The 18563-nt window shown below is 70.5% G+C and carries 22 protein-coding genes, 1 tRNA gene and 1 riboswitch; of the genes, 17 read left to right on the forward strand and 6 right to left on the reverse strand.

Annotated elements, in window-relative coordinates:
• Positions 1–15 precede the first annotated feature (15 nt).
• The 5 genes from ACIQ8J_RS26320 (at position 16) to ACIQ8J_RS26340 (ending at position 3348) form a co-directional block, all read left to right on the forward strand.
• Positions 16–1014 (forward strand): FecCD family ABC transporter permease, encoded by a 999-nt coding sequence (locus ACIQ8J_RS26320; protein WP_403274874.1) that lies wholly within the window; start codon positions 16–18, stop codon positions 1012–1014.
• On the forward strand, positions 1011–1805 hold the full coding sequence (locus ACIQ8J_RS26325; protein ID WP_403274875.1) for an ABC transporter ATP-binding protein: 795 nt from the start codon (positions 1011–1013) through the stop codon (positions 1803–1805). The genes ACIQ8J_RS26320 and ACIQ8J_RS26325 overlap by 4 nt, the downstream gene beginning before the upstream one ends.
• A gap of 66 nt (positions 1806–1871) precedes the next feature.
• On the forward strand, positions 1872–2000 hold the full coding sequence (locus tag ACIQ8J_RS26330) for a putative leader peptide (protein ID WP_264198279.1): 129 nt from the start codon (positions 1872–1874) through the stop codon (positions 1998–2000).
• A 114-nt stretch (positions 2001–2114) separates the two neighbouring features.
• Entirely contained in the window at positions 2115–2396 is a 282-nt protein-coding gene (locus ACIQ8J_RS26335; RefSeq protein ID WP_403274876.1) for a MoaD/ThiS family protein, read from the forward strand.
• 1 nt (position 2397) lies between these two features.
• On the forward strand, positions 2398–3348 hold the full coding sequence (locus ACIQ8J_RS26340) for a PLP-dependent cysteine synthase family protein (RefSeq protein ID WP_403274878.1): 951 nt from the start codon (positions 2398–2400) through the stop codon (positions 3346–3348).
• 12 nt (positions 3349–3360) lie between these two features.
• Here ACIQ8J_RS26340 and ACIQ8J_RS26345 read toward each other — a convergent pair whose 3' ends face one another.
• Complete coding sequence (locus tag ACIQ8J_RS26345; RefSeq protein ID WP_403274879.1) at positions 3361–3822, reverse strand: type II toxin-antitoxin system PemK/MazF family toxin; 462 nt, start codon at positions 3820–3822, stop codon at positions 3361–3363.
• A gap of 232 nt (positions 3823–4054) precedes the next feature.
• On the opposite strand from ACIQ8J_RS26345, the gene ACIQ8J_RS26350 reads away from it, so the two are divergent.
• Complete coding sequence (locus ACIQ8J_RS26350) at positions 4055–4807, forward strand: MBL fold metallo-hydrolase (RefSeq protein WP_403274881.1); 753 nt, start codon at positions 4055–4057, stop codon at positions 4805–4807.
• A 70-nt stretch (positions 4808–4877) separates the two neighbouring features.
• On the opposite strand, the gene ACIQ8J_RS26355 is transcribed toward ACIQ8J_RS26350, so the two are convergent.
• Positions 4878–6143: a PTS transporter subunit EIIC gene (locus ACIQ8J_RS26355; protein ID WP_403274882.1), complete on the reverse strand. Its 1266-nt coding sequence runs from the start codon at positions 6141–6143 to the stop codon at positions 4878–4880.
• 294 nt (positions 6144–6437) lie between these two features.
• Positions 6438–7733 carry a PTS transporter subunit EIIC gene (locus tag ACIQ8J_RS26360; RefSeq protein WP_403274883.1) on the reverse strand — a complete coding sequence of 432 codons (1296 nt, stop codon included), beginning with the start codon at positions 7731–7733 and terminating at the stop codon, positions 6438–6440.
• A gap of 163 nt (positions 7734–7896) precedes the next feature.
• Here ACIQ8J_RS26360 and ACIQ8J_RS26365 point away from each other — a divergent pair, with 163 nt between their 5' ends.
• From ACIQ8J_RS26365 to rdgB, 4 genes are all read left to right on the forward strand, one after another.
• On the forward strand, positions 7897–8202 hold the full coding sequence (locus ACIQ8J_RS26365; RefSeq protein ID WP_403274906.1) for a glucose PTS transporter subunit EIIB: 306 nt from the start codon (positions 7897–7899) through the stop codon (positions 8200–8202).
• A gap of 142 nt (positions 8203–8344) precedes the next feature.
• On the forward strand, positions 8345–9082 hold the full coding sequence (rph, locus tag ACIQ8J_RS26370; RefSeq protein ID WP_403274885.1) for a ribonuclease PH: 738 nt from the start codon (positions 8345–8347) through the stop codon (positions 9080–9082).
• 95 nt (positions 9083–9177) lie between these two features.
• Positions 9178–9558 (forward strand): hypothetical protein, encoded by a 381-nt coding sequence (locus ACIQ8J_RS26375; protein ID WP_403274887.1) that lies wholly within the window; start codon positions 9178–9180, stop codon positions 9556–9558.
• 53 nt (positions 9559–9611) lie between these two features.
• Positions 9612–10214 carry an RdgB/HAM1 family non-canonical purine NTP pyrophosphatase gene (gene rdgB / locus ACIQ8J_RS26380; RefSeq protein WP_403274889.1) on the forward strand — a complete coding sequence of 201 codons (603 nt, stop codon included), beginning with the start codon at positions 9612–9614 and terminating at the stop codon, positions 10212–10214.
• Between the two features lie 60 nt (positions 10215–10274).
• Here the strand turns inward: rdgB and ACIQ8J_RS26385 are convergent.
• Both ACIQ8J_RS26385 and bcp read right to left on the reverse strand, forming a co-directional pair.
• Positions 10275–10360 (reverse strand) — tRNA-Leu (locus ACIQ8J_RS26385).
• Between the two features lie 74 nt (positions 10361–10434).
• Entirely contained in the window at positions 10435–10902 is a 468-nt protein-coding gene (gene bcp / locus ACIQ8J_RS26390; protein WP_403274890.1) for a thioredoxin-dependent thiol peroxidase, read from the reverse strand.
• A gap of 135 nt (positions 10903–11037) precedes the next feature.
• On the opposite strand from bcp, the gene ACIQ8J_RS26395 reads away from it, so the two are divergent.
• The 3 genes from ACIQ8J_RS26395 to ACIQ8J_RS26405 all read left to right on the forward strand — a co-directional run bounded on the left by ACIQ8J_RS26395 (position 11038) and on the right by ACIQ8J_RS26405 (position 12225).
• The gene (locus tag ACIQ8J_RS26395) at positions 11038–11358 is read left to right on the forward strand and encodes a DUF3618 domain-containing protein (RefSeq protein WP_403274891.1); all 321 of its coding nucleotides are present in this window, start codon (positions 11038–11040) and stop codon (positions 11356–11358) included.
• A gap of 43 nt (positions 11359–11401) precedes the next feature.
• Entirely contained in the window at positions 11402–11734 is a 333-nt protein-coding gene (locus tag ACIQ8J_RS26400; RefSeq protein ID WP_114036654.1) for a co-chaperone GroES, read from the forward strand.
• A 66-nt stretch (positions 11735–11800) separates the two neighbouring features.
• Positions 11801–11871: riboswitch (guanidine-III (ykkC-III) riboswitch) on the forward strand.
• 33 nt (positions 11872–11904) lie between these two features.
• Entirely contained in the window at positions 11905–12225 is a 321-nt protein-coding gene (locus ACIQ8J_RS26405) for a DMT family transporter (protein WP_403274892.1), read from the forward strand.
• A gap of 118 nt (positions 12226–12343) precedes the next feature.
• On the opposite strand, the gene ACIQ8J_RS26410 is transcribed toward ACIQ8J_RS26405, so the two are convergent.
• Complete coding sequence (locus tag ACIQ8J_RS26410; protein WP_403274893.1) at positions 12344–14830, reverse strand: transglycosylase domain-containing protein; 2487 nt, start codon at positions 14828–14830, stop codon at positions 12344–12346.
• A 220-nt stretch (positions 14831–15050) separates the two neighbouring features.
• On the opposite strand from ACIQ8J_RS26410, the gene ACIQ8J_RS26415 reads away from it, so the two are divergent.
• The 4 genes from ACIQ8J_RS26415 to ACIQ8J_RS26430 are packed head-to-tail and all read left to right on the forward strand — an operon-like array spanning position 15051 to position 18412.
• On the forward strand, positions 15051–15851 hold the full coding sequence (locus ACIQ8J_RS26415; RefSeq protein ID WP_403274894.1) for an ABC transporter permease: 801 nt from the start codon (positions 15051–15053) through the stop codon (positions 15849–15851).
• Positions 15844–16725: an ABC transporter permease gene (locus ACIQ8J_RS26420; RefSeq protein ID WP_403274895.1), complete on the forward strand. Its 882-nt coding sequence runs from the start codon at positions 15844–15846 to the stop codon at positions 16723–16725. Before ACIQ8J_RS26415 ends, ACIQ8J_RS26420 begins: the two co-directional genes overlap by 8 nt.
• 3 nt (positions 16726–16728) lie before the next feature.
• On the forward strand, positions 16729–17718 hold the full coding sequence (locus ACIQ8J_RS26425; RefSeq protein WP_403274896.1) for an ATP-binding cassette domain-containing protein: 990 nt from the start codon (positions 16729–16731) through the stop codon (positions 17716–17718).
• A gap of 43 nt (positions 17719–17761) precedes the next feature.
• Entirely contained in the window at positions 17762–18412 is a 651-nt protein-coding gene (locus ACIQ8J_RS26430; protein ID WP_403274908.1) for a DUF1707 domain-containing protein, read from the forward strand.
• The last annotated feature ends 151 nt before the right edge of the window (positions 18413–18563 follow it).

Raw genomic sequence — 18563 nt, forward strand, 5'->3', positions numbered from 1 at the left:
CGGTACCCCGTACTCATGGGCGCCCTCGCCACCGCGCTGGTGGCCGCCGCCGTCGCCGGCCTCGCGCTCGGCTCGGTGGCGATCCCGGCCGACCAGATCCTGGCCATCGTCACCGGGGAGGCCGACCCCTCCCCGTACCGGACCATCGTGCTCGACGTGCGGCTGCCCCGCGTCGTGCTCGGCGCGGTCACCGGCGCCGGTCTCGCCGTCATCGGCACCGTCCTCCAGGCCCTCGTGCGCAACCCGCTCGCCGACCCGTTCCTGCTCGGGGTCTCCAGCGGGGCCTCCGCCGGAGCCGTCGCGGTGATCGTCCTCGGCGTGGGCGCCGGGGTGACCACCACCGTCGCCCTCCCCGCCGCCGCCTTCGCGGGCGCACTCGTCGCCCTGGTCCTCGTGTACGCCCTGGCCGGACGCGGCGGTTCGATGACCGGCGGCCGACTCGTGCTCGCCGGAGTCGCCGTCTCGTACATCCTGTCCGCGCTCACCAGCCTGCTCCTGGTCACCTCGGCGAGCGCCGAACACCTCCAGGAGGTGCTGCACTGGACGCTCGGCGGACTCGGCGGCGCCCGCTGGGACATGCTGGCCCTGCCCACCGCCGTCCTCGCCGCGGGCACCCTCGTCCTGATCGCGCTGGCCCGACCGCTGGACCTGCTCCTGGTGGGGGAGGAGGGCGCCACCGTCCTCGGCCTGGACACCGGCCGCTTCCGCGCGGGCGTCTTCGCGCTGGCCTCCCTGCTCACCGGCGCGCTCGTCGCGTACAGCGGGGCGATCGGATTCGTCGGCCTGATGGTTCCGCACGCCGCCCGCGCGGTCGTCGGCGCCGCCCACCGCACCCTGCTCCCGGTCGCAGCCCTCGGCGGCGCCGCCTTCCTGGTCCTCGCCGACCTCGCGGCCCGCACCGTCGCCGCCCCGCAGGACATCCCGGTCGGCGTGCTCACCGCGCTCACCGGCGGCCCGTTCTTCCTGTGGATGCTGCGCGGCCGCAGGGCCGGCGCGGAAGGCGGCCCCGCATGACGACCCTGCGCGCCGAGTCGCTCTCGTACACCGCACCGCAGGGCCGCGAACTGCTCTCCGGCATCGAACTCACCGCCCGCGACGGCGAGACCGTCGGCCTGGTCGGCCCCAACGGCAGCGGCAAGACGACCCTGCTGCGCTGCCTCTACGGAACCCTGCGCCCCACCACCGGCCGCGTCCTGCTCGACGGCGGCGACCTGCACGCCCTGCCGGTGAAGGCGCGCGCCCGCCGCATCGCGACCGTCCCGCAGGACGCCCACGCGGGCGGCATCGAGCTGACCGTCCGCGAGATCGTCGCCATGGGCCGCTCCCCGCACCACCGCTTCTGGGAGGCGGACACCGCCACGGACCGCGCCCTCGTGCACGAGGCACTCGCCCGCGTCGGCATCGCGGACCTCGCCGGCCGCCCCTTCCCGTCCCTCTCCGGCGGCGAACGCCAGCGCGCGCTGGTCGCCAGGGCCCTCGTACAGCAGCCGGACGTCATCGTCCTGGACGAGCCGACCAACCACCTGGACATCCGCTACCAGCTCGAAGTCCTGTCCCTGGTAAGGGAGTTGGGCACGGCAAGCCTGCTCGCCCTGCACGACTTGAACCTCGCCGCGCACTACTGCGACCGGATCTGCGTGCTGGCCGGAGGCCGGATCGTCGCGGCGGGCCCGCCCGCCGACGTCCTGACCGCCGGACTCCTCCTGGCGGTGTACGGGGTCGACGCCGAGGTGAGTGTCCACCCCGTCACCGGCGCACCGACCGTCGTCTATCTGCCGCCCACAGCCGCGGCGACCACATCCTGAGCGGGATCCGTCCAGGATGCGAGATCACATTCCGGGAAGCGGACCGGGAATCTATACGATGACCCCATGGTTTCGAACGACGTGAGCGACAAGACGCCGAGCAGCGGCCCCGCCCTGCTGCTCGTGGCGCGGCTGCACGTCGACCTGTGCCGCCTCGCCAGCGCGATCTGTACGGCCCGCGCAGCCGCCGTCTGACGCCGCGCGCTCCACCAGCACCAACGCACCACCGCACGCCCCGGGGCGTGCGGCGCGCGGACCCGAGCACGAGCCGCGCCCACCTGCCTCTCACTCCCGACAGGAGCCCACGCCATGGCCATCGAGGTCCGCATCCCGACCATCCTCCGCACCTACACCGACGGCGCCAAGGCCGTCGAAGGCGGCGGCGCCAGCATCGACGCGCTCTTCAAGGACCTGGAGACCCGCCACCCCGGCATCCGCGAGCGCCTGGTCGACGAGAGCGGCGAGCTGCGCCGCTTCGTGAACGTCTACCTCAACGACGAGGACGTCCGCTTCCTCGCCGGCATCACCACCGAGCTGTCCGACGGCGACAACGTCACGATCCTGCCCGCCGTAGCGGGCGGCTCCGTCTGACATGCGCTACGACTCCCCGCTCGCCGCGGTCGGCAACACCCCGCTGGTCCGCCTCCCGCGCCTGTCGCCCTCCGACGACGTACGGATCTGGGCCAAGCTGGAGGACCGCAACCCGACTGGTTCGATCAAGGACCGGCCGGCCCTCCACATGGTCGAACAGGCCGAGAAGGACGGCCGGTTGACCCCCGGCTGCACCATTCTCGAACCCACCAGCGGCAACACCGGCATCTCGCTCGCGATGGCCGCGAAGCTCAAGGGCTACCGCATCGTGTGCGTGATGCCGGAGAACACCTCCCAGGAGCGCCGCGACCTGCTCGCGATGTGGGGCGCGGAGATCGTGTCGTCCCCGGCGGCGGGCGGCTCCAACACGGCCGTACGGGTCGCCAAGGAGCTGGCCGCCGAGAACCCGTCCTGGGTGATGCTCTACCAGTACGGAAACCCGGACAACGCGGGCGCCCACTACGCCACCACGGGCCCGGAGATCCTCGCCGACCTGCCCTCGATCACCCACTTCGTGGCGGGCCTCGGCACCACCGGAACGCTGATGGGGGTGGGCCGCTACCTGCGCGAGCACGTCCCCGGCATCAAGATCGTCGCGGCCGAACCCCGCTACGACGACCTGGTCTACGGCCTGCGCAACCTGGACGAGGGCTTCGTACCGGAGCTGTACGACGCCTCCGTGCTGACCACCCGCTTCTCGGTCGGCTCGGCCGACGCGGTGACCCGCACCCGTGAACTCCTCCAGCAGGAGGGCATCTTCGCGGGCGTCTCGACGGGCGCCGCGCTGCACGCGGCGATCGGGGTCGGCAGGAAGGCCGTCAAGGCGGGCGAGAGCGCCGACATCGTCTTCGTGGTCGCCGACGGCGGCTGGAAGTACCTGTCGACCGGCGTCTACACCGCGCCGACCACCGAGGCCGCGATCGAAACCCTGCACGGGCAGCTCTGGGCCTAGGGGGACCGGGCGTCACCCCGACAGGTGGCGGACCTGGTCCCACAGGGTCGGGTCCACCACGCCCACCCGGCGGCGGAACGCCCACACCCCGACGTCGCGCAGCTCGTCGGTCTCCAGGAAGCTGGGCCGGCCGTGCGCGTCGGCGACCGTGCCGGGCGGCAGCGGGATCACCCCGGCCCGCTCGTCGTGGTACTTGCTGGTGATCTTCGCGACGGTCACCGCGTCCCCCCGCACCCGCAGCACCAGACAGGGCCGGTCCTTGCCGCCCGGGACATCCTCGTAGGGCACCTCCGCCCACCAGATCTCCCCGGCCTTCGGCACCCGCCCGGGACCCGGGCGAGGCCCGGCCGGGCGCCCCGGGGGCCGCGCCCGGCCGCCCGGCCGACGGCGGGAGCGCCCGCGCCCGTCCATGGCGGCCGCGACCAGCGCGAGAGCCACCACGGCCGCGAGCGCCAGCCACCACGAGGTGTCCATATCCCAGACGTTACCGGCGCACCACCCACCGCGCGCGCTCCGCGCGAACACCATCCGAACCGGTGACAGGGCAGGTGAGTTCCCCCACAACGGCCCGCCGCGAAGGAGCGACGGGCCTTGTGGCGCCTTACGCTCGTCGCACCGCAGCCCTCCCCGCGGCCTCCCGCCCCGCCCGTCCGCCCCCTCAACGACAGGCTTCGCCTGGCCCCTCTGTTCCGGAGGTTCACGCTCCATGAAGCTCACCGTCGTCGGCTGCTCCGGGTCGTTCCCGTCAGCGGATTCGGCCTGCTCCAGCTACCTGGTCGAGGCAGACGGCTTCCGGCTGCTGCTCGACATGGGCAACGGGGCCCTCGGTGCGCTGCAGCGCCACATCGGTCTGTACGACCTCGACGCGATCTTCCTGTCGCATCTGCACGCCGACCACTGCATCGACATGTGCGGCTACTTCGTGGCCCGCTACTACCGGCACGAGGGCGGCCGCTGCGGGCCCATGCCGGTGTACGCGCCGGAGGGCGCCGAGGAGCGCCTCACCACGGCGTACGCCGACACCCCCTCCGCCTCCTCGATGAGCGAGGTCTTCGACTTCCACACCCTGAAGCCGGGCGCCTTCGACATCGGCCCCTTCTCGGTGCGTACGGAGCGGGTGCGCCACCCCGTCGAGGCGTACGCCATCCGGGTCGAGCACGGCGGCCGCTCGCTCACGTACTCCGGGGACACCGGCCCCTGCCCCGCCCTCGGCGAACTGGCCGCCGACGCCGACCTGTTCCTGTGCGAGGCGTCGTTCACGTACGGCAAGGAGGACATCCCGGCGCTGCACCTCAACGGCCGCGAGGCCGGCGAGCACGCGGCCCGCGCCGGGGCCGGCCGCCTGGTGCTGACCCACATCCCGCCGTGGACGGACGCCGAGATCAACCTGGCGGACGCCCGAGCGGTCTACTCCGGCCCGGCGGAACTGGCCGTGCCGGGCGCGGTGTACGAGATCTGAGCCCCGGCGGACAGGAGAAGGCCCCCGGAACCGCGAGGTTCCGGGGGCCTTCTTCGGGCGTCGGCGGGGCTTACTTCGCCTCGGCCTTGAGCAGTTCGGCCAGCTCCTCGTCGGACTCGCGGCCCGGCGTCGGCAGGTTGAACTTGGTGATCGCGAACCGGAAGATCACGTAGTAGACCGCCGCGAAGCAGAGGCCGACCAGCGCCAGGCCCCACGGGTTGGTGGCGATCCCCAGGTTGAGTACGTAGTCGATCGCGCCGGCCGAGAAGCCGAAGCCGTCCTTCATGCCGAGCGCCCAGGTCAGCGCCATGGAGACACCGGTGAGCACCGCGTGGATCGCGTACAGGACCGGGGCGATGAACATGAAGGTGAACTCGATCGGCTCGGTCACACCCGTCACGAAGGCGGTGGCCGCGAGGGAGAACATCATGCCGCCGACGACCTTGCGGCGCTCGGGGCGCGCGCAGTGGACGATCGCGAGGCAGGCCGCAGGGAGGGCGAACATCATGATCGGGAAGAAGCCGGTCATGAACTGTCCGGCGGACGGGTCGCCCGCGAGGAAGCGGGCGATGTCGCCGTGCTTGCCGTTGTAGTCGCCGGCCTGGAACCACGGGAAGGAGTTGAGCAGGTGGTGCATGCCGATCGGGATCAGCGCGCGGTTGGCGATGCCGAAGATTCCGGCGCCGACCGCGCCCGAACCGACCAGCCACTCACCGAAGTTGTGCAGTCCGGCGCCGAGCACCGGCCAGATCAGACCGAAGACGATGCCGATGAACAGGCCCGCGAAGGCGGACAGGATCGGCACGAGGCGGCGGCCGCCGAAGAAGCCCGCCCAGTCGGGCAGCTTGGTCCGGTAGAACTTCTGGTAGAGCAGCGCGACGACGACACCCATGACGACACCGCCGAGCACGCCGGCGTTGACCGGGGCGTCATTCATGACGATCTTGCCGTCGGCGACCGCCGCGACCTTCGGCAGGCTGCTGTCGGTGAAGGTCGCCAGGACCTTCTGGAAGACCAGGTAGCCCGTGACGGCGGCGAGCGCGGTCGAGCCGTCCGACTTCTTGGCGAAGCCGATCGCGATGCCGACGCAGAACAGCAGCGCCATGTTGTCGAGGATCGCGCCGCCACCGGCCGCCATGTACCCGGCGATCTTGGTGATGAACGTCGGGAACGAGTCCCGGCCGAGCATGTCGTTGTTGCCGAGGCGCACCAGCAGCGCGCCGGCGGGCAGCACGGCGACCGGCAGCATGAGGCTGCGGCCGATGCGCTGCATGACAGCCATCACGCCGGAGCCCTTCTTCTTCGCGGCCGCGGGGGCGGCGCTAGCCGTACTCACAACATCCTCCAGTTGGCAAGGCGCCGCCCAGGGACATGGGAAAATACGGGGGGACGGCGGCGTCTCGGGGGCACGCGGTCGAGCCCGCGTGGTCTACACCAATGAGTGGTGTAGACCAGTTGTAGCACGGTGTGGGTTAGATAAGGAACCTTCGTTTTTTGTGGTCTGGGCCATACCTGAGCAATCCGGACGAAGGCGCGGAAGCAACGCACAAAGACCCCCGGACCGGGAGGGTCCGAGGGCCTTGCGGGGCGGGCCTTTTGGAAGGCCCGGCGAGCAGCGGGAGCGGAGGGGCTACGCCTTGATGTTCTCCCGCTCCAGTTCGTCGTCCGCCGGCTCCCGCCCCGGCGTCGGCAGGTTGAACTTGGTGATCGCGAAGCGGAACACCGTGTAGTAGACGACGGCGAAGCAGAGTCCGATCGGAATGATCAGCCAGGGTTTCGTCGCCAGGCTCCAGTTGATGACGTAGTCGATCAGTCCGGCCGAGAAGCTGAAGCCGTCCTTGACGCCGAGCCCCCAGCTCACCGCCATCGAGACGCCGGTGAGCACCGCGTGGATCACGTACAGCAGCGGCGCGATGAAGACGAAGGAGTACTCGATCGGCTCGGTGATGCCCGTGACGAACGAGGTCAGGCCGACCGAGAGCATCATGCCGCCGACCTCCTTGCGGCGGTGAGGCCTGGCGCAGTGCGCGATCGCCAGGGCCGCGGCCGGGAGCGCGAACATCATGATCGGGAAGAAGCCGGTCTGGAACTGGCCGGCCGTCGGGTCGCCCGCGAGGAACCGCGGGATGTCGCCGTGCACGACCGTGCCGTCCGCCTTGGTGAAGTCGCCGAACTGGAACCAGATGAAGGTGTTCAGGAACTGGTGCAGACCGATCACCAGCAAGGCGCGGTTGGCGACGCCGAAGATGCCCGAACCGGCCGCGCCCAGATCCACCAGCCACTTGCTGAAGCTGGTCAGCGCGTCACCGACCGGCGGCCACACCCACAGGCACACCACCGCGAACACGATCGCGACCCCGGCCATGATGATCGGCACGAGCCGGCGCCCGTTGAAGAAGCCCAGCCAGTCCACCAGCTTCGTACGGTGGAAGCGCTGCCAGAAGTACGCGGTCAGCAGGCCCATCACGATGCCGCCGAAGACACCCGGGTTCTGGTACGTGGCGAGAACCGCGGAGCCGTCCTTGGCGACGCAGGCCCCCGCCGCGAGCGTGGCGCCGGCCGCGCAGTCCTTCGGGAACTGCTGGAGCACCCCGTAGTAGACGAGGAAGCCGGCGACCGCCGCCAGCGCGGTCGAGCCGTCGGCCTTCTTCGCCATGCCGATCGCGACACCCACGCAGAACAGCAGCGGCAGTCCGAGCGAGCCGTTGAGCAGCGCGCCGCCCGCGCCGACGAACACCTTGGCGACGTCGTTCCAGCCGAGCCCGGTCTTGCCGAACACGTCGTCCTGGCCGAGCCGGTTGAGGATGCCGGCCGCGGGCAGCACGGCGATCGGCAGCTGGAGGCTGCGCCCCATCTTCTGCAGCCCCTGGAACAGCCCGTTCCACCACTTGGGCTGCGGTACTGCGGCCGCGCTGTCGGCGCTCATCGGCAACCTCCTGGCGTATGGAACAAGCCGGTTCGGACGGTCGTTGCACACTGGTGTAGACCAGTTGCGGTATCGTCCGGAGCGGCCTCTCGGGTGGGCATGGCTCCGGTGATCGCCATCCTTGGCCAGACAGGATGCGCTCGCGCGCATAGCTGGTCCAAACGTGGGTTACCGTGACAAAGCGGACCTACCGTGGGCCGACACAGCGTTCTTCGAAGAACATCAGGAGAGACACATGGCCAGCAAGGCTGAGAAGATCGTCGCCGGCCTCGGCGGTATCGAGAACATCGAAGAGGTCGAGGGCTGCATCACCCGCCTGCGCACCGAAGTCATCGACCCGAGCAAGGTCGACGAGGCCGCGCTGAAGGCCGCCGGCGCCCACGGCGTCGTCAAGATGGGCACCGCCATCCAGGTCGTCATCGGCACCGACGCGGACCCGATCGCCGCCGACATCGAAGACATGATGTGAGTCGCTGACCACGTATGACGTGAGTCGCTGACCCGCTCCGCACAGGCCGGTCCCCAGCGGGACCGGCCTTTCGCGTACCCGCAGAACCGGATCGCGTACGCGCCGAACCGGGCCCCCGCAGGCATCCCCTAGGCTCATGGCCATGTCTCGAATCGACGGCCGCACCCCCGAACAGCTCCGCCCGGTCACCATCGAACGCGGATGGAGCAAGCACGCCGAGGGCTCCGTCCTCATCTCCTTCGGTGACACCAAGGTCTTCTGCACCGCCTCCGTCACCGAAGGCGTCCCCCGCTGGCGCAAGGGCAGCGGCGAAGGCTGGGTCACCGCCGAATACTCGATGCTGCCCCGCGCCACCAACACCCGCGGCGACCGCGAATCCGTCCGCGGCAAGATCGGCGGCCGCACCCACGAGATCTCCCGCCTGATCGGCCGCTCGCTGCGCGCCGTCATCGACTACAAGGCGCTCGGCGAGAACACCATCGTCCTGGACTGCGACGTCCTCCAGGCCGACGGCGGCACCCGCACCGCCGCCATCACCGGCGCCTACGTCGCCCTCGCCGACGCCATCACCTGGGCCCAGGGCAAGAAGCTCGTCAAGGCCAACCGCCGGCCGCTCACCGGCACGGTCTCCGCCGTCTCGGTCGGCATCGTCGACGGCGTCCCCCTCCTCGACCTCTGCTACGAGGAGGACGTCCGCGCCGAGACCGACATGAACGTCGTCTGCACCGGCGACGGCCGCTTCGTGGAGGTCCAGGGCACCGCCGAGGCCGAGCCCTTCGACCGCAAGGAACTGAACGCCCTCCTCGACCTCGCCACCGGAGGCTGCGCCGACCTCGCCGCCCTCCAACTGCACGCGCTGGAAGCGGTGTTGGGAGAGTAGGGGAGCAACCCCTGGGAACGCTTCCCACGTCACCACGAGTACGGGCGTACGGGCCAACCGTGCGCCCGTTCGTACACCTGGGGAGGATCCGACCGATGCGCCGTACCGTTTTAGCCGTCGCCACCGCCGCTCTGGCCGTCACCGTCACCGCCACCGCGGGCTGCGGGGCCGTCGACAAGGCGATCGACTGCGTCAAGACCGCGAACGCCATCACCGACAGCGTGGACAAGCTGGGCAAGGCGGTGGACGACGGCACGGTCAACCGGACGAAGACCGACCAGGCGCTGGGCGACATCGAGAAGGACCTGTCGTCCCTGAAGAACAAGACGGACAACGCCGACCTGTCCAAGGCCGTGGACAACCTGAACAAGGCGGTGGACAAGGTCCGCACGGACGTCAAGAAGGGCGACAACACCCCGGACATCAGCGGCGTCACGAGCGCGGCGAAGGACATCGGCAAGGTGTGCACGAGCTGAGGGCGGCGGCACGGGGCGGCGGGAGTCCCTTGCCCGCCCCCGATACTGGGACCATGACCCGCCTGATCCTCGCCACCCGCAACGCCGGCAAAATCACCGAACTCCGCGCCATCCTCGCCGACGCCGGGCTGCCCCACGAACTCGTCGGCGCCGACGCCTACCCCGAGATCCCCGACGTCAGGGAAACCGGTGTCACCTTCGCCGAGAACGCCCTCCTGAAGGCCCATGCACTGGCGAAGGCCACCGGCCTGCCCGCCGTGGCCGACGACTCCGGCCTCTGCGTGGACGTCCTGAACGGGGCCCCCGGCATCTTCTCGGCCCGCTGGGCCGGCGCCCACGGCGACGACCGGGCCAACCTCGACCTGCTCCTGGCCCAGCTCGGCGACATCGCCGACGAACACCGCGCCGCCCACTTCGCCTGTGCCGCGGCCCTGGCGCTGCCGGACGGCACGGAACGCGTCGTGGAGGGCCGCCTGCTCGGCACCCTGCGCCACACCCCCGCCGGCTCGGGCGGCTTCGGCTACGACCCGATCCTCCAGCCGGAGGGCGAGACGCGCACCTGCGCGGAACTGTCGGCCGAGGAGAAGAACGCCATCAGCCACCGGGGCAAGGCGTTCCGGGCGCTCGTACCGGTGGTGCGGGAGCTGTTGGGCTGAGGGCCCGGCCACAAGGAAACGGCCTGTGCATCGATTCCTCGATGCACAGGCCGTCCACTGTGCGGCGGAAGGGATTCGAACCCTCAAGCCGTTTCACGGGCCACAGATCCTAAGTCTGCTGTGTCAACCAGTTGCACCACCGCCGCCAGCGCCTGCCATGGTACCGGGGCAGGCCGCCGGGGCGGATCGGACGGGCAACGGCTGTCCCGTCAACGGGACATCAGATCCCCAGGTCCTTGATGATCTTGGCTACGTGACCCGTCGCCTTGACGTTGTACAGCGCCCGCTCGACCTTGCCCTGCTCGTCCACGACCACTGTGGAACGGATGACTCCGGTTACCGTCTTGCCGTACAGCTTCTTCTCGCCGTACGCCCCGTACGCCTCCAGGACCTCCTTCGCGGGGTCGCCGACCAGCGTCACCTTCAGGGACTCCTTCTCGCGGAACTTCGCCAGCTTCTCCGGCTTGTCGGGGGAGACGCCGATGACGTCGTACCCGGCGCCGGCGAGGAGCTCCAGGTTGTCCGTGAAGTCGCAGGCCTGCTTGGTGCAGCCGGGCGTCAGGGCGGCCGGGTAGAAGTACACGATGACCTTGCGGCCCTTGTGGTCGGCGAGCGAGACCTCGTTGCCGTCGGCGTCGGGCAGGGTGAAGGCGGGGGCGGTGTCGCCGGGCTGAAGTCGCTCGCTCATGGGGTTTCCTCCGGAAAGGCCGAGGGTGTGGCGTACACCGACAGAGCCTAATGGGGGCCTGCGACAGTGCATCGGCGGTGGAACTGACAGACTGTGGATGACGGATCACCCCATACGACCACCGGAGGCGGCGCAGTGTCGGATGCCAGGACCCCTGCGCAGATCGAGGCGGACATCAAGAGCCGGCGGGACCAGCTCGCGGTGACCCTCGACGAGATCGGGGTGCGGCTGCACCCGGACACGATCGTCGGCGACGCCAAGGCCAGGATCGCCTCGGCCGTGGACCACACCGCGGGCCGGGCGTTCGTGGCGGTGAACCGCAAGGTGAGCGACGTGAAGGCGCGGTTCGTGTCCGAGGACGGGACGCCCCGCGTGGAGCGGATCGTGCCGGTCGCGCTGGTGGCCGTCGGCCTCGTCGGACTGCTCGCGCTCTCGGCGAAGAAGCGGCGTGCCTGACCCTTCGGCGTACGCCCGTCGCCGGGGCGGGTAGGTTCGACCCGTGAGCGAGAACACCCACGACAAGCTGCCCATCCGAATGCTGCACGACCGTGTGCTCGTCCGGTCAGACACCCCCGAGGGCGAGCGGCGTTCGGGCGGCGGCATCCTCATTCCGGCGACCGCCGCCGTCGGCAAACGGCTCGCCTGGGCCGAGGTGGTCGCGGTCGGCCAGAACGTACGCACCGTGGAGCCGGGCGACCGGGTCCTGTACGACCCCGAGGACCGCGCCGAGGTCGAGGTGCGGGGCGTGGCGTACGTCCTGATGCGCGAGCGCGACCTGCACGCGGTCGCCTCCGAGCGGGTGTCGGTGGACGCCACCGGGCTGTATCTGTAAAGACCCTGCGAGGACCCTGCTCAAAGCACCCGATAAGGGCTGGTGACCGTGGTCACCAGCCCTTTTGCATGCCCTTTGCTATCGTGGTGGGACCCCGACGAGACGCGTCGTACCGGGTCAGGACAAGACGACGCACCCCGTATGTGTTCGCGTCTTTCGGAGGTGCCGTCATGGCCTGGGTCCTGCTTGTCGTCGCCGGTCTGCTCGAAGTGGGCTGGTCGATCGGGATGAAGTACACCGACGGATTCACCCGCCTGGTGCCCAGTGTGCTCACCGGCGCCGGGATCGTCGCATCCATGCTGCTGCTGTCGCAGGCCGCCAAGACGCTGCCGATCGGCACGGCGTACGGCGTGTGGGTCGGCATCGGCGCGGCCGGTGCGGCGGTGCTCGGCATGGTGGTGCTCGGCGAGCCGGTCACCGCCGCCCGGATCTTCTTCGTCTGCCTGCTGCTGGTCGCCGTGGTGGGACTGAAGGCGACCAGCGGGCATTAGGGCTCTCTGAGCGGTCCTGTGGAAACCGGTGCGGCCCCGCGCCCGGAAGGGGCGCGGGGCCGTGACACCTGCGGCTCCGCCGGCCCGCGGCCGACGCATGCCGCTTCCCGCGGAGCGCTCAGCCGCCCCTCGGGCCGCGTGCTCTGTTGGCCACGCCCATCGTGGTGCCGCCCGTTCCGGCCGTCGTGCCCGAGTTGGTGCCGCCGTTGCCCGTGGCGCCGCCGTCAGTGGTCCCGCCGGTGTTGGTGGCGCCGCCGTCGGCGGTGCCGCCTTGGGTCTGGCCCTGCGTCTGGCCGCCGTTGGTGGGGCCGCCGTTGTTGGCTCCGCCCTGGGTCTGGCCCTGGGTCGGGCCCTGGTTCTGTCCTTGGTTCTGACCTTGCGTCTGGCCCTGGTTGCGGCCGCCGGTCTGGCCCTGGCTCTGGCCCTGCGTCTGGCCTTGGTTCTGTCCCTGCGTCTGGCCCTGGTTGCGGCCGGGCTGCTGGGACGGCGACGGGGACGGGTTCGGGGGCGGCGGCTCGACCGGGATGGCCGCGCCGTCCTGGAGCTGCAGGTCGAAGTCCTTGGCCTCGCTGCCCTGGAGCGCGCCCTTGGTGTACTGCGCCCAGATGTCCGCGGGCGGCCCGCCGCCGTTCATGCGGGCGAAGCCGAGCGCCCCGTACAGCGGCTGCTGCACGGCCGTGTCGGGGTCGGCGCCCATCACCGCCACGACGGTGGCCAGGTCCGGGGTATAGCCCGCGAACCACGCGGCCTTGTCCTGCTCGGCCGTGCCGGTCTTGCCCGCCGCCGGGCGCCCGGCGGCCTGCGCCGCCATACCCGTGCCGCCCTCGACGACGCTCTGGAGCATCGACGTCGTGGTGTCGGCGGACTCGCGGCTGACGGCCTGCTTGGTGTCCTGCGCGGGCAGTTCGGTCTTCGCGCCGTCCTTGGTGACCGACTCGACCAGCGTGTACGTGCCGTGCCTGCCGTGGCTCGCGAGCGTCGCGTACGCCTGGGTCATGTCGAGCACGCTCGCCGTCGCCGGGCCGAGCGCGATCGACGGGGACGCGGTCAGGTCGGGGGTGTCGGCGGGGATGCCGAGGTCGACCGCGGTCTGCTTGACCTTGGCGGAGCCCACGTCGACGGCCATCTGCGCGTACACCGCGTTGACGGACTTGTCGGTGGCGGTGCGCACGGTGATCATCCCGTACGAGACGTCGTCCTCGTTGGCGGGCGCGTAGGTGCCGCCGTCCCAGCCCTGCACGGGGCGCCTGTTGGTGCCGTCGTAGACCGTGTTCGGGGTGATGGTCCGGCCGTCCTGGGTCTTCGAGTCGTTGACCACCGCCGAGGTGAAGACGAACGGCTTGAAGGTGGAGCCCACTTGGAAGTCGCGCCGGGTCGCGTTGTTGACGTACTGCTTGGTGTAGTCGATGCCCCCGTACATCGCGAGGACCTTGCCGGTCGCCGGGTCGATGGAGGCGCCGCCGACCCGGACGTTGCGGTCGGCCTTGCGGACGCTGCTCAGCTTGGAGTTGACCCTGTCGTCCACGGCCTTCACGAAGGCGTTCTGCTTGTCCTGCTGGATCGTGGTGGTGATCCGGTAGCCGCCGGTGGCCAGGGTGTTCTCATCGATGATCTTGTTGCCGGTGAGGTAGTCCTTGACGGCCTCGACCAGATAGCCGCGCTGCCCGGCGAGCCCCGCCCGGGGCTTGACCTTGCCGGGCACGGGGAACGTGGTCGCGGCCCGCTCGGAGGGGCTGAGCCACTTCTTCTTGACCATGCCGTCGAGTACGTAGTTCCAGCGGGCCAGCGCGCTCGGCTTGTTCTGGGGGTGGGCGATCACGTCGTACGCGCTGGGGGAGTTGAGCAGCGAGGCGAGGTAGGCGCCCTCGGCGGTGGTGAGCTTCTCGACGTCCTTGCTGTAGTACGCCTGGGAGGCGGCCTGGATGCCGTACGCGTTGCGCCCGAAGTAGCTGGTGTTCAGATACCCGGCGAGGATGTCGTCCTTGGTCTCCTCGCGATTGAGCTTGATCGCGATGAAGAACTCCTTCGCCTTGCGGGTGACCGTCTGCTCCTGCCCCAGGTAGTAGTTCTTGACGTACTGCTGGGTGATGGTGGAGCCGCCCTGGGTGCCCTTGCCGGTGAGGGTGTTCCAGGCGGCGCGGACCATCGCCTTGGGGTCGACGGCCCGTTCTGAGTAGAACTCCCGGTCCTCGGCGGCCAGTACGGCGTGCTGCACGGTGAGCGGGATCTGCGCGAGCGACACGTTCTCGCGGTTGACCTCGCCGTCCGAGGCGAGCTGGGTGCCGTCGGCGTACAGGAAGACGTTGGACTGCGCGGTGGCCCCGGCGTTGGCGGGCGGGATCGACACCAGCATGTAGCCCGCCAGGAAGCCGCCGATGAGCAGCAGGGCGCAGAGCAGGAACAGGCCGAGCACCAGCCGCCAGCGGGGCACGAAGCGGCGCCAGCCGGTGCGCTTGGGCCGCTGCTGCTTGCCTCCATTGCCCGCGCCGTCCCTCGCGGCGGCGGGCGCGGGTCGGGCCGGGGCGGCGGTGAGATCCCGGGGCGGCCAGTTCTGCGGCGCCCGGGGTCCGGGGTGTGGTGGCTCCGGCTGCTCGTCGTCGCTCATGTCTCTCCGGCCATCGCGTCTCGGGTCGTGTGCGGGGGTGCCGCACGGGGTGTCGCACCGGGGTGCTCTATGGGCTGTTTCAGATGTTTCGACTGATCCATGCTGCTTCGTGCTGTAAGGACATAGTGCATGCCCGGCCACGGAAATTCCGTCGCGAAGGGCCGTGGAGCTGGGCTAGGCTCCAGCGCTTTGGCGTCCGGAGCGGTGAGGGGGACAAGGCGTGCGGCTGTACGGGGTCGTGGCCGCGGGTGGGTTCCGGCGCTATACGACATACCGGGTCGCCACCGCGGCCGGGGTCTTCACCAACACCGTCTTCGGCGTCATCGTGGCCTACACCTATATAGCGCTGTGGGACGAGCGCCCTCACCTGGGCGGCTACGACCAGTCCCAGGCCCTCACCTATGTGTGGATCAGCCAGGCCATGCTGATGACGGTCAGCCTGTTCGGCGGCGGCTTCGCGGACGAGCTCGTGGAACGCATCCGTACGGGTGACATCGCGATCGACCTCTACCGTCCGGTCGACCTCCAGCTGTGGTGGCTCTCCGCCGATCTGGGCCGGGCGCTGTTCCACTTCCTGGGGCGCGGCGTCGTCCCCCTCGCTTTCGGCGCGCTCGTCTTCGACCTCGCGCTGCCCGCGAACCCGCTCACCTGGATCGCCTTCCTCTTCGCGGTCCTGCTGGGGGTGGTGGTGAGCTTCGCGCTGCGCTTCCTGGTGGCGCTCTGCGCGTTCTGGCTGCTCGACGGGGCGGGCATCTCCTCGCTGGTCTCCATCGCGGGCATGTTCTTCTCCGGGATGATGCTGCCGCTCACCGCCTTCCCGGGCCTGCTCGGCGAGGTGGCCCGCGCCCTGCCGTGGTCCTCGCTGCTCCAGATCCCGGCGGACGTCCTGATGGGCAAGCACCAGGGCTGGGGCCTGCTCGGCGCGTACGGTTTCCAGCTCGGCTGGGCGGCGGCGCTGCTCGGCGCCGGGCGGCTGCTCCAGTTCGCCGCGGTACGCAGAGTGGTGGTGCAGGGTGGCTGAACTCCGGGGCGCCGAAGGCCTCGACGGGGGTGCGTCACTCCAGGGCGCGGACCTCGACGAGCGTGCGCCGACGCTCGGTGCGTTCGCCACGTACCGCCTGGTGGCCGGCATGTGGATCCGCTCCACCCTCGCCTACCGGGCGTCTTTCGTGATGATGCTGGTCGCGAACTTCCTGGTGACCGCGTTCGACTTCGTCGTGATCGCGCTGATGTTCTCGCAGGTCCGCTCGCTCGGCGGGTACTCGTTCGCCGAAGTGGCGTTCCTGTACGGCACGTCGACCACCGCGTTCGGACTCGTGAACGCGGTGATGGGCTCCATCGACAGGCTGGGCGCGCGCGTCCGCGACGGCACGCTCGACACCCTGCTCGTCCGCCCCGCGCCGGTGCTCGCCCAGGTCGCCGCCGACCGGTTCGGCCTGCAGCGCCTGGGCCGGCTGTTGCAGGGCATGCTGGTCCTGGCCGGTTCGCTCATCGCCCTCGACCTTCACTGGACGGTCCTGAAGGTGCTGCTCGTGCCGGTGATGGTGCTGAGCGGCGCCGCGATCTTCGCCGCGGTGTTCGTGGCGGGCGCGGCCTTCCAGTTCCGGGCGCAGGACGCGGCCGAGGTGCAGAACGCCTTCACCTACGGCGGCCAGACCCTGCTCCAGTATCCGCCGACGGTGTTCGCCAAGGACATGGTGTGGGCCGCCACGTTCGTGCTGCCGCTGGCCTTTGTCAACTGGCTGCCCGCCCTGTACGTGCTCGGCCGGCCGTATCCGCTGGACCTGCCCGGCTGGCTCGCCCTCACACCGCCCCTGGTCGCGGCCGGCTGCCTCGCGCTGGCCGGCCTCGCCTGGCGGGCCGGAATCCGTTCGTACCGCAGCACGGGGAGTTGACCGATGGACCTCATCGAACTCGACGGCGTGGAGAAGGTCTTCGACGTACGCCGCAAAACCGGTCGGCTGCGCCGCGAGAAGCGGCAGGTCAGGGCGGTCGACGGGATCAGTTTCCGGGTGCCGCGCGGCGAGATGGTCGGCTACATCGGCCCCAACGGCGCCGGAAAGTCCACCACCATCAAAATGCTGACGGGCATCCTCACCCCGAGCGGCGGCCGCCTGCGCGTCGCGGGCCTCGACCCCTCCCGCGAACGCACGAAACTGGCCCAGCGCATCGGCGTCGTCTTCGGCCAACGCACCACCCTGTGGTGGGACTTGCCGCTGTACGACTCCTACCGCCTGGCCCACCGCATGTACCGCATCCCCGACAAGCGCTTCCGCGAGAACCTCGACCGCTGCGTCGAACTCCTCGATCTGGCAGCCCTGTTGGACGTCCCCGTACGCCAGCTCTCCCTCGGCCAGCGTATGCGCGGCGACATCGCGGCAGCCCTGCTGCACGACCCGGAGGTCCTGTACCTCGACGAGCCGACGATCGGCCTCGACGTCGTCAGCAAGGCGAAGGTCCGGCAATTCCTGCGCGACCTGAACGCGGAGCGCGCCACCACGGTCCTGCTCACCACCCACGACCTGACCGACATCGAGCAGCTCTGCCGACGCGTGATGGTGATCGACCACGGACGCCTCATGTACGACGGCGCCCTCGCCGGGCTGCACGAAGCGGGCGAGAGCGAACGCACCCTGGTGGTCGACCTGGAGCGCGAACTCCCGCCGGTGGAGGCCGAAGGCGCCCGCGTGGTGAAGGTCGAGGGCCCCCGCCAGTGGCTCGCCTTCCCCGCCTCGGCGTCGGCGGCGCCGCTGGTCGCACACATCGCGGAGGCGTACCCGCTGGTGGACCTGTCGGTGCGGGAGCCGGACATCGAGGCGGTGATCGCGCGCATGCTGTACTCGACGGGTGCGAGCCCCCGAACCCCCGAGACCCCCGGCCTTCACTAGGCTTTGCCGCATGACGAGTGAACCAACGGGTGGGCTGCCGGAGATGCGGGCCTCGGACGCCGAGCGGGAGCGGGTCGCCGAGTCGCTGCGGGACGCGGTGGCGGAGGGCCGGCTCGACATGGAGGAGTTCGAGCAGCGCCTTGAGGCGGCCTACAAGGCGCGTACCCATGGGGAGTTGGAGCCGCTCGTCCGCGACCTGCCCGCACCGGGCACGGTGGGCCCCGCGGCCCCGGTGACCCGCCCCACTGAGAACGACACGGACGTCCACTGGCCGTCCAGGATCGGCCACCCGCCCACCTCCAAAGGAGGCTTCGCCCTCTGGGGCGGCTTCTCGCGCAAGGGCAACTGGACGGTGGCACGCAAGTTCACCGCGTTCGCGATGTGGGGCGGCGGCGACATCGACCTGCGCGAGGCCCGCTTCGAGGACCGCGAGACGGTGATCCGCCTCTTCACGATCATGGGCGGCATCGGCGTGACCGTACCGCCCGAACTGAACGTCCAGGTCAAGGGCTTCGGCATCATGGGCGGTGTGGGCGGCAGCGCCAGAACCAGCACCGAGGGCACCCCGGGCTCCCCCCACGTCAAGATCATCGCGTACGCCTTGATGGGCGGGATCGGGGTGGACCGAAAGATGCGGAAGGCGCAGAAGGAGCGGTTGAGACTGGAGAAGAGGGACCGCAAGGAACTGGGCTGAGCGAAATAGCGGGGTCTGGGGCGGAGCCCCAGGACCACCGTCCCGCCCCCGGCCCCCCCCCCCCCCCAACCCCCCCCCCCCCCCGGGGTTTGGGGGGGGGGGGGGGGGGGGGGGGCCCCCCCCCCCCCGCGCCCCCCCCCCCCCCCCCCCC

The organism is Streptomyces sp. NPDC094147, assembly GCF_044764265.1.
In the GTDB taxonomy this organism is placed as follows: Bacteria; Actinomycetota; Actinomycetes; order Streptomycetales; family Streptomycetaceae; genus Streptomyces.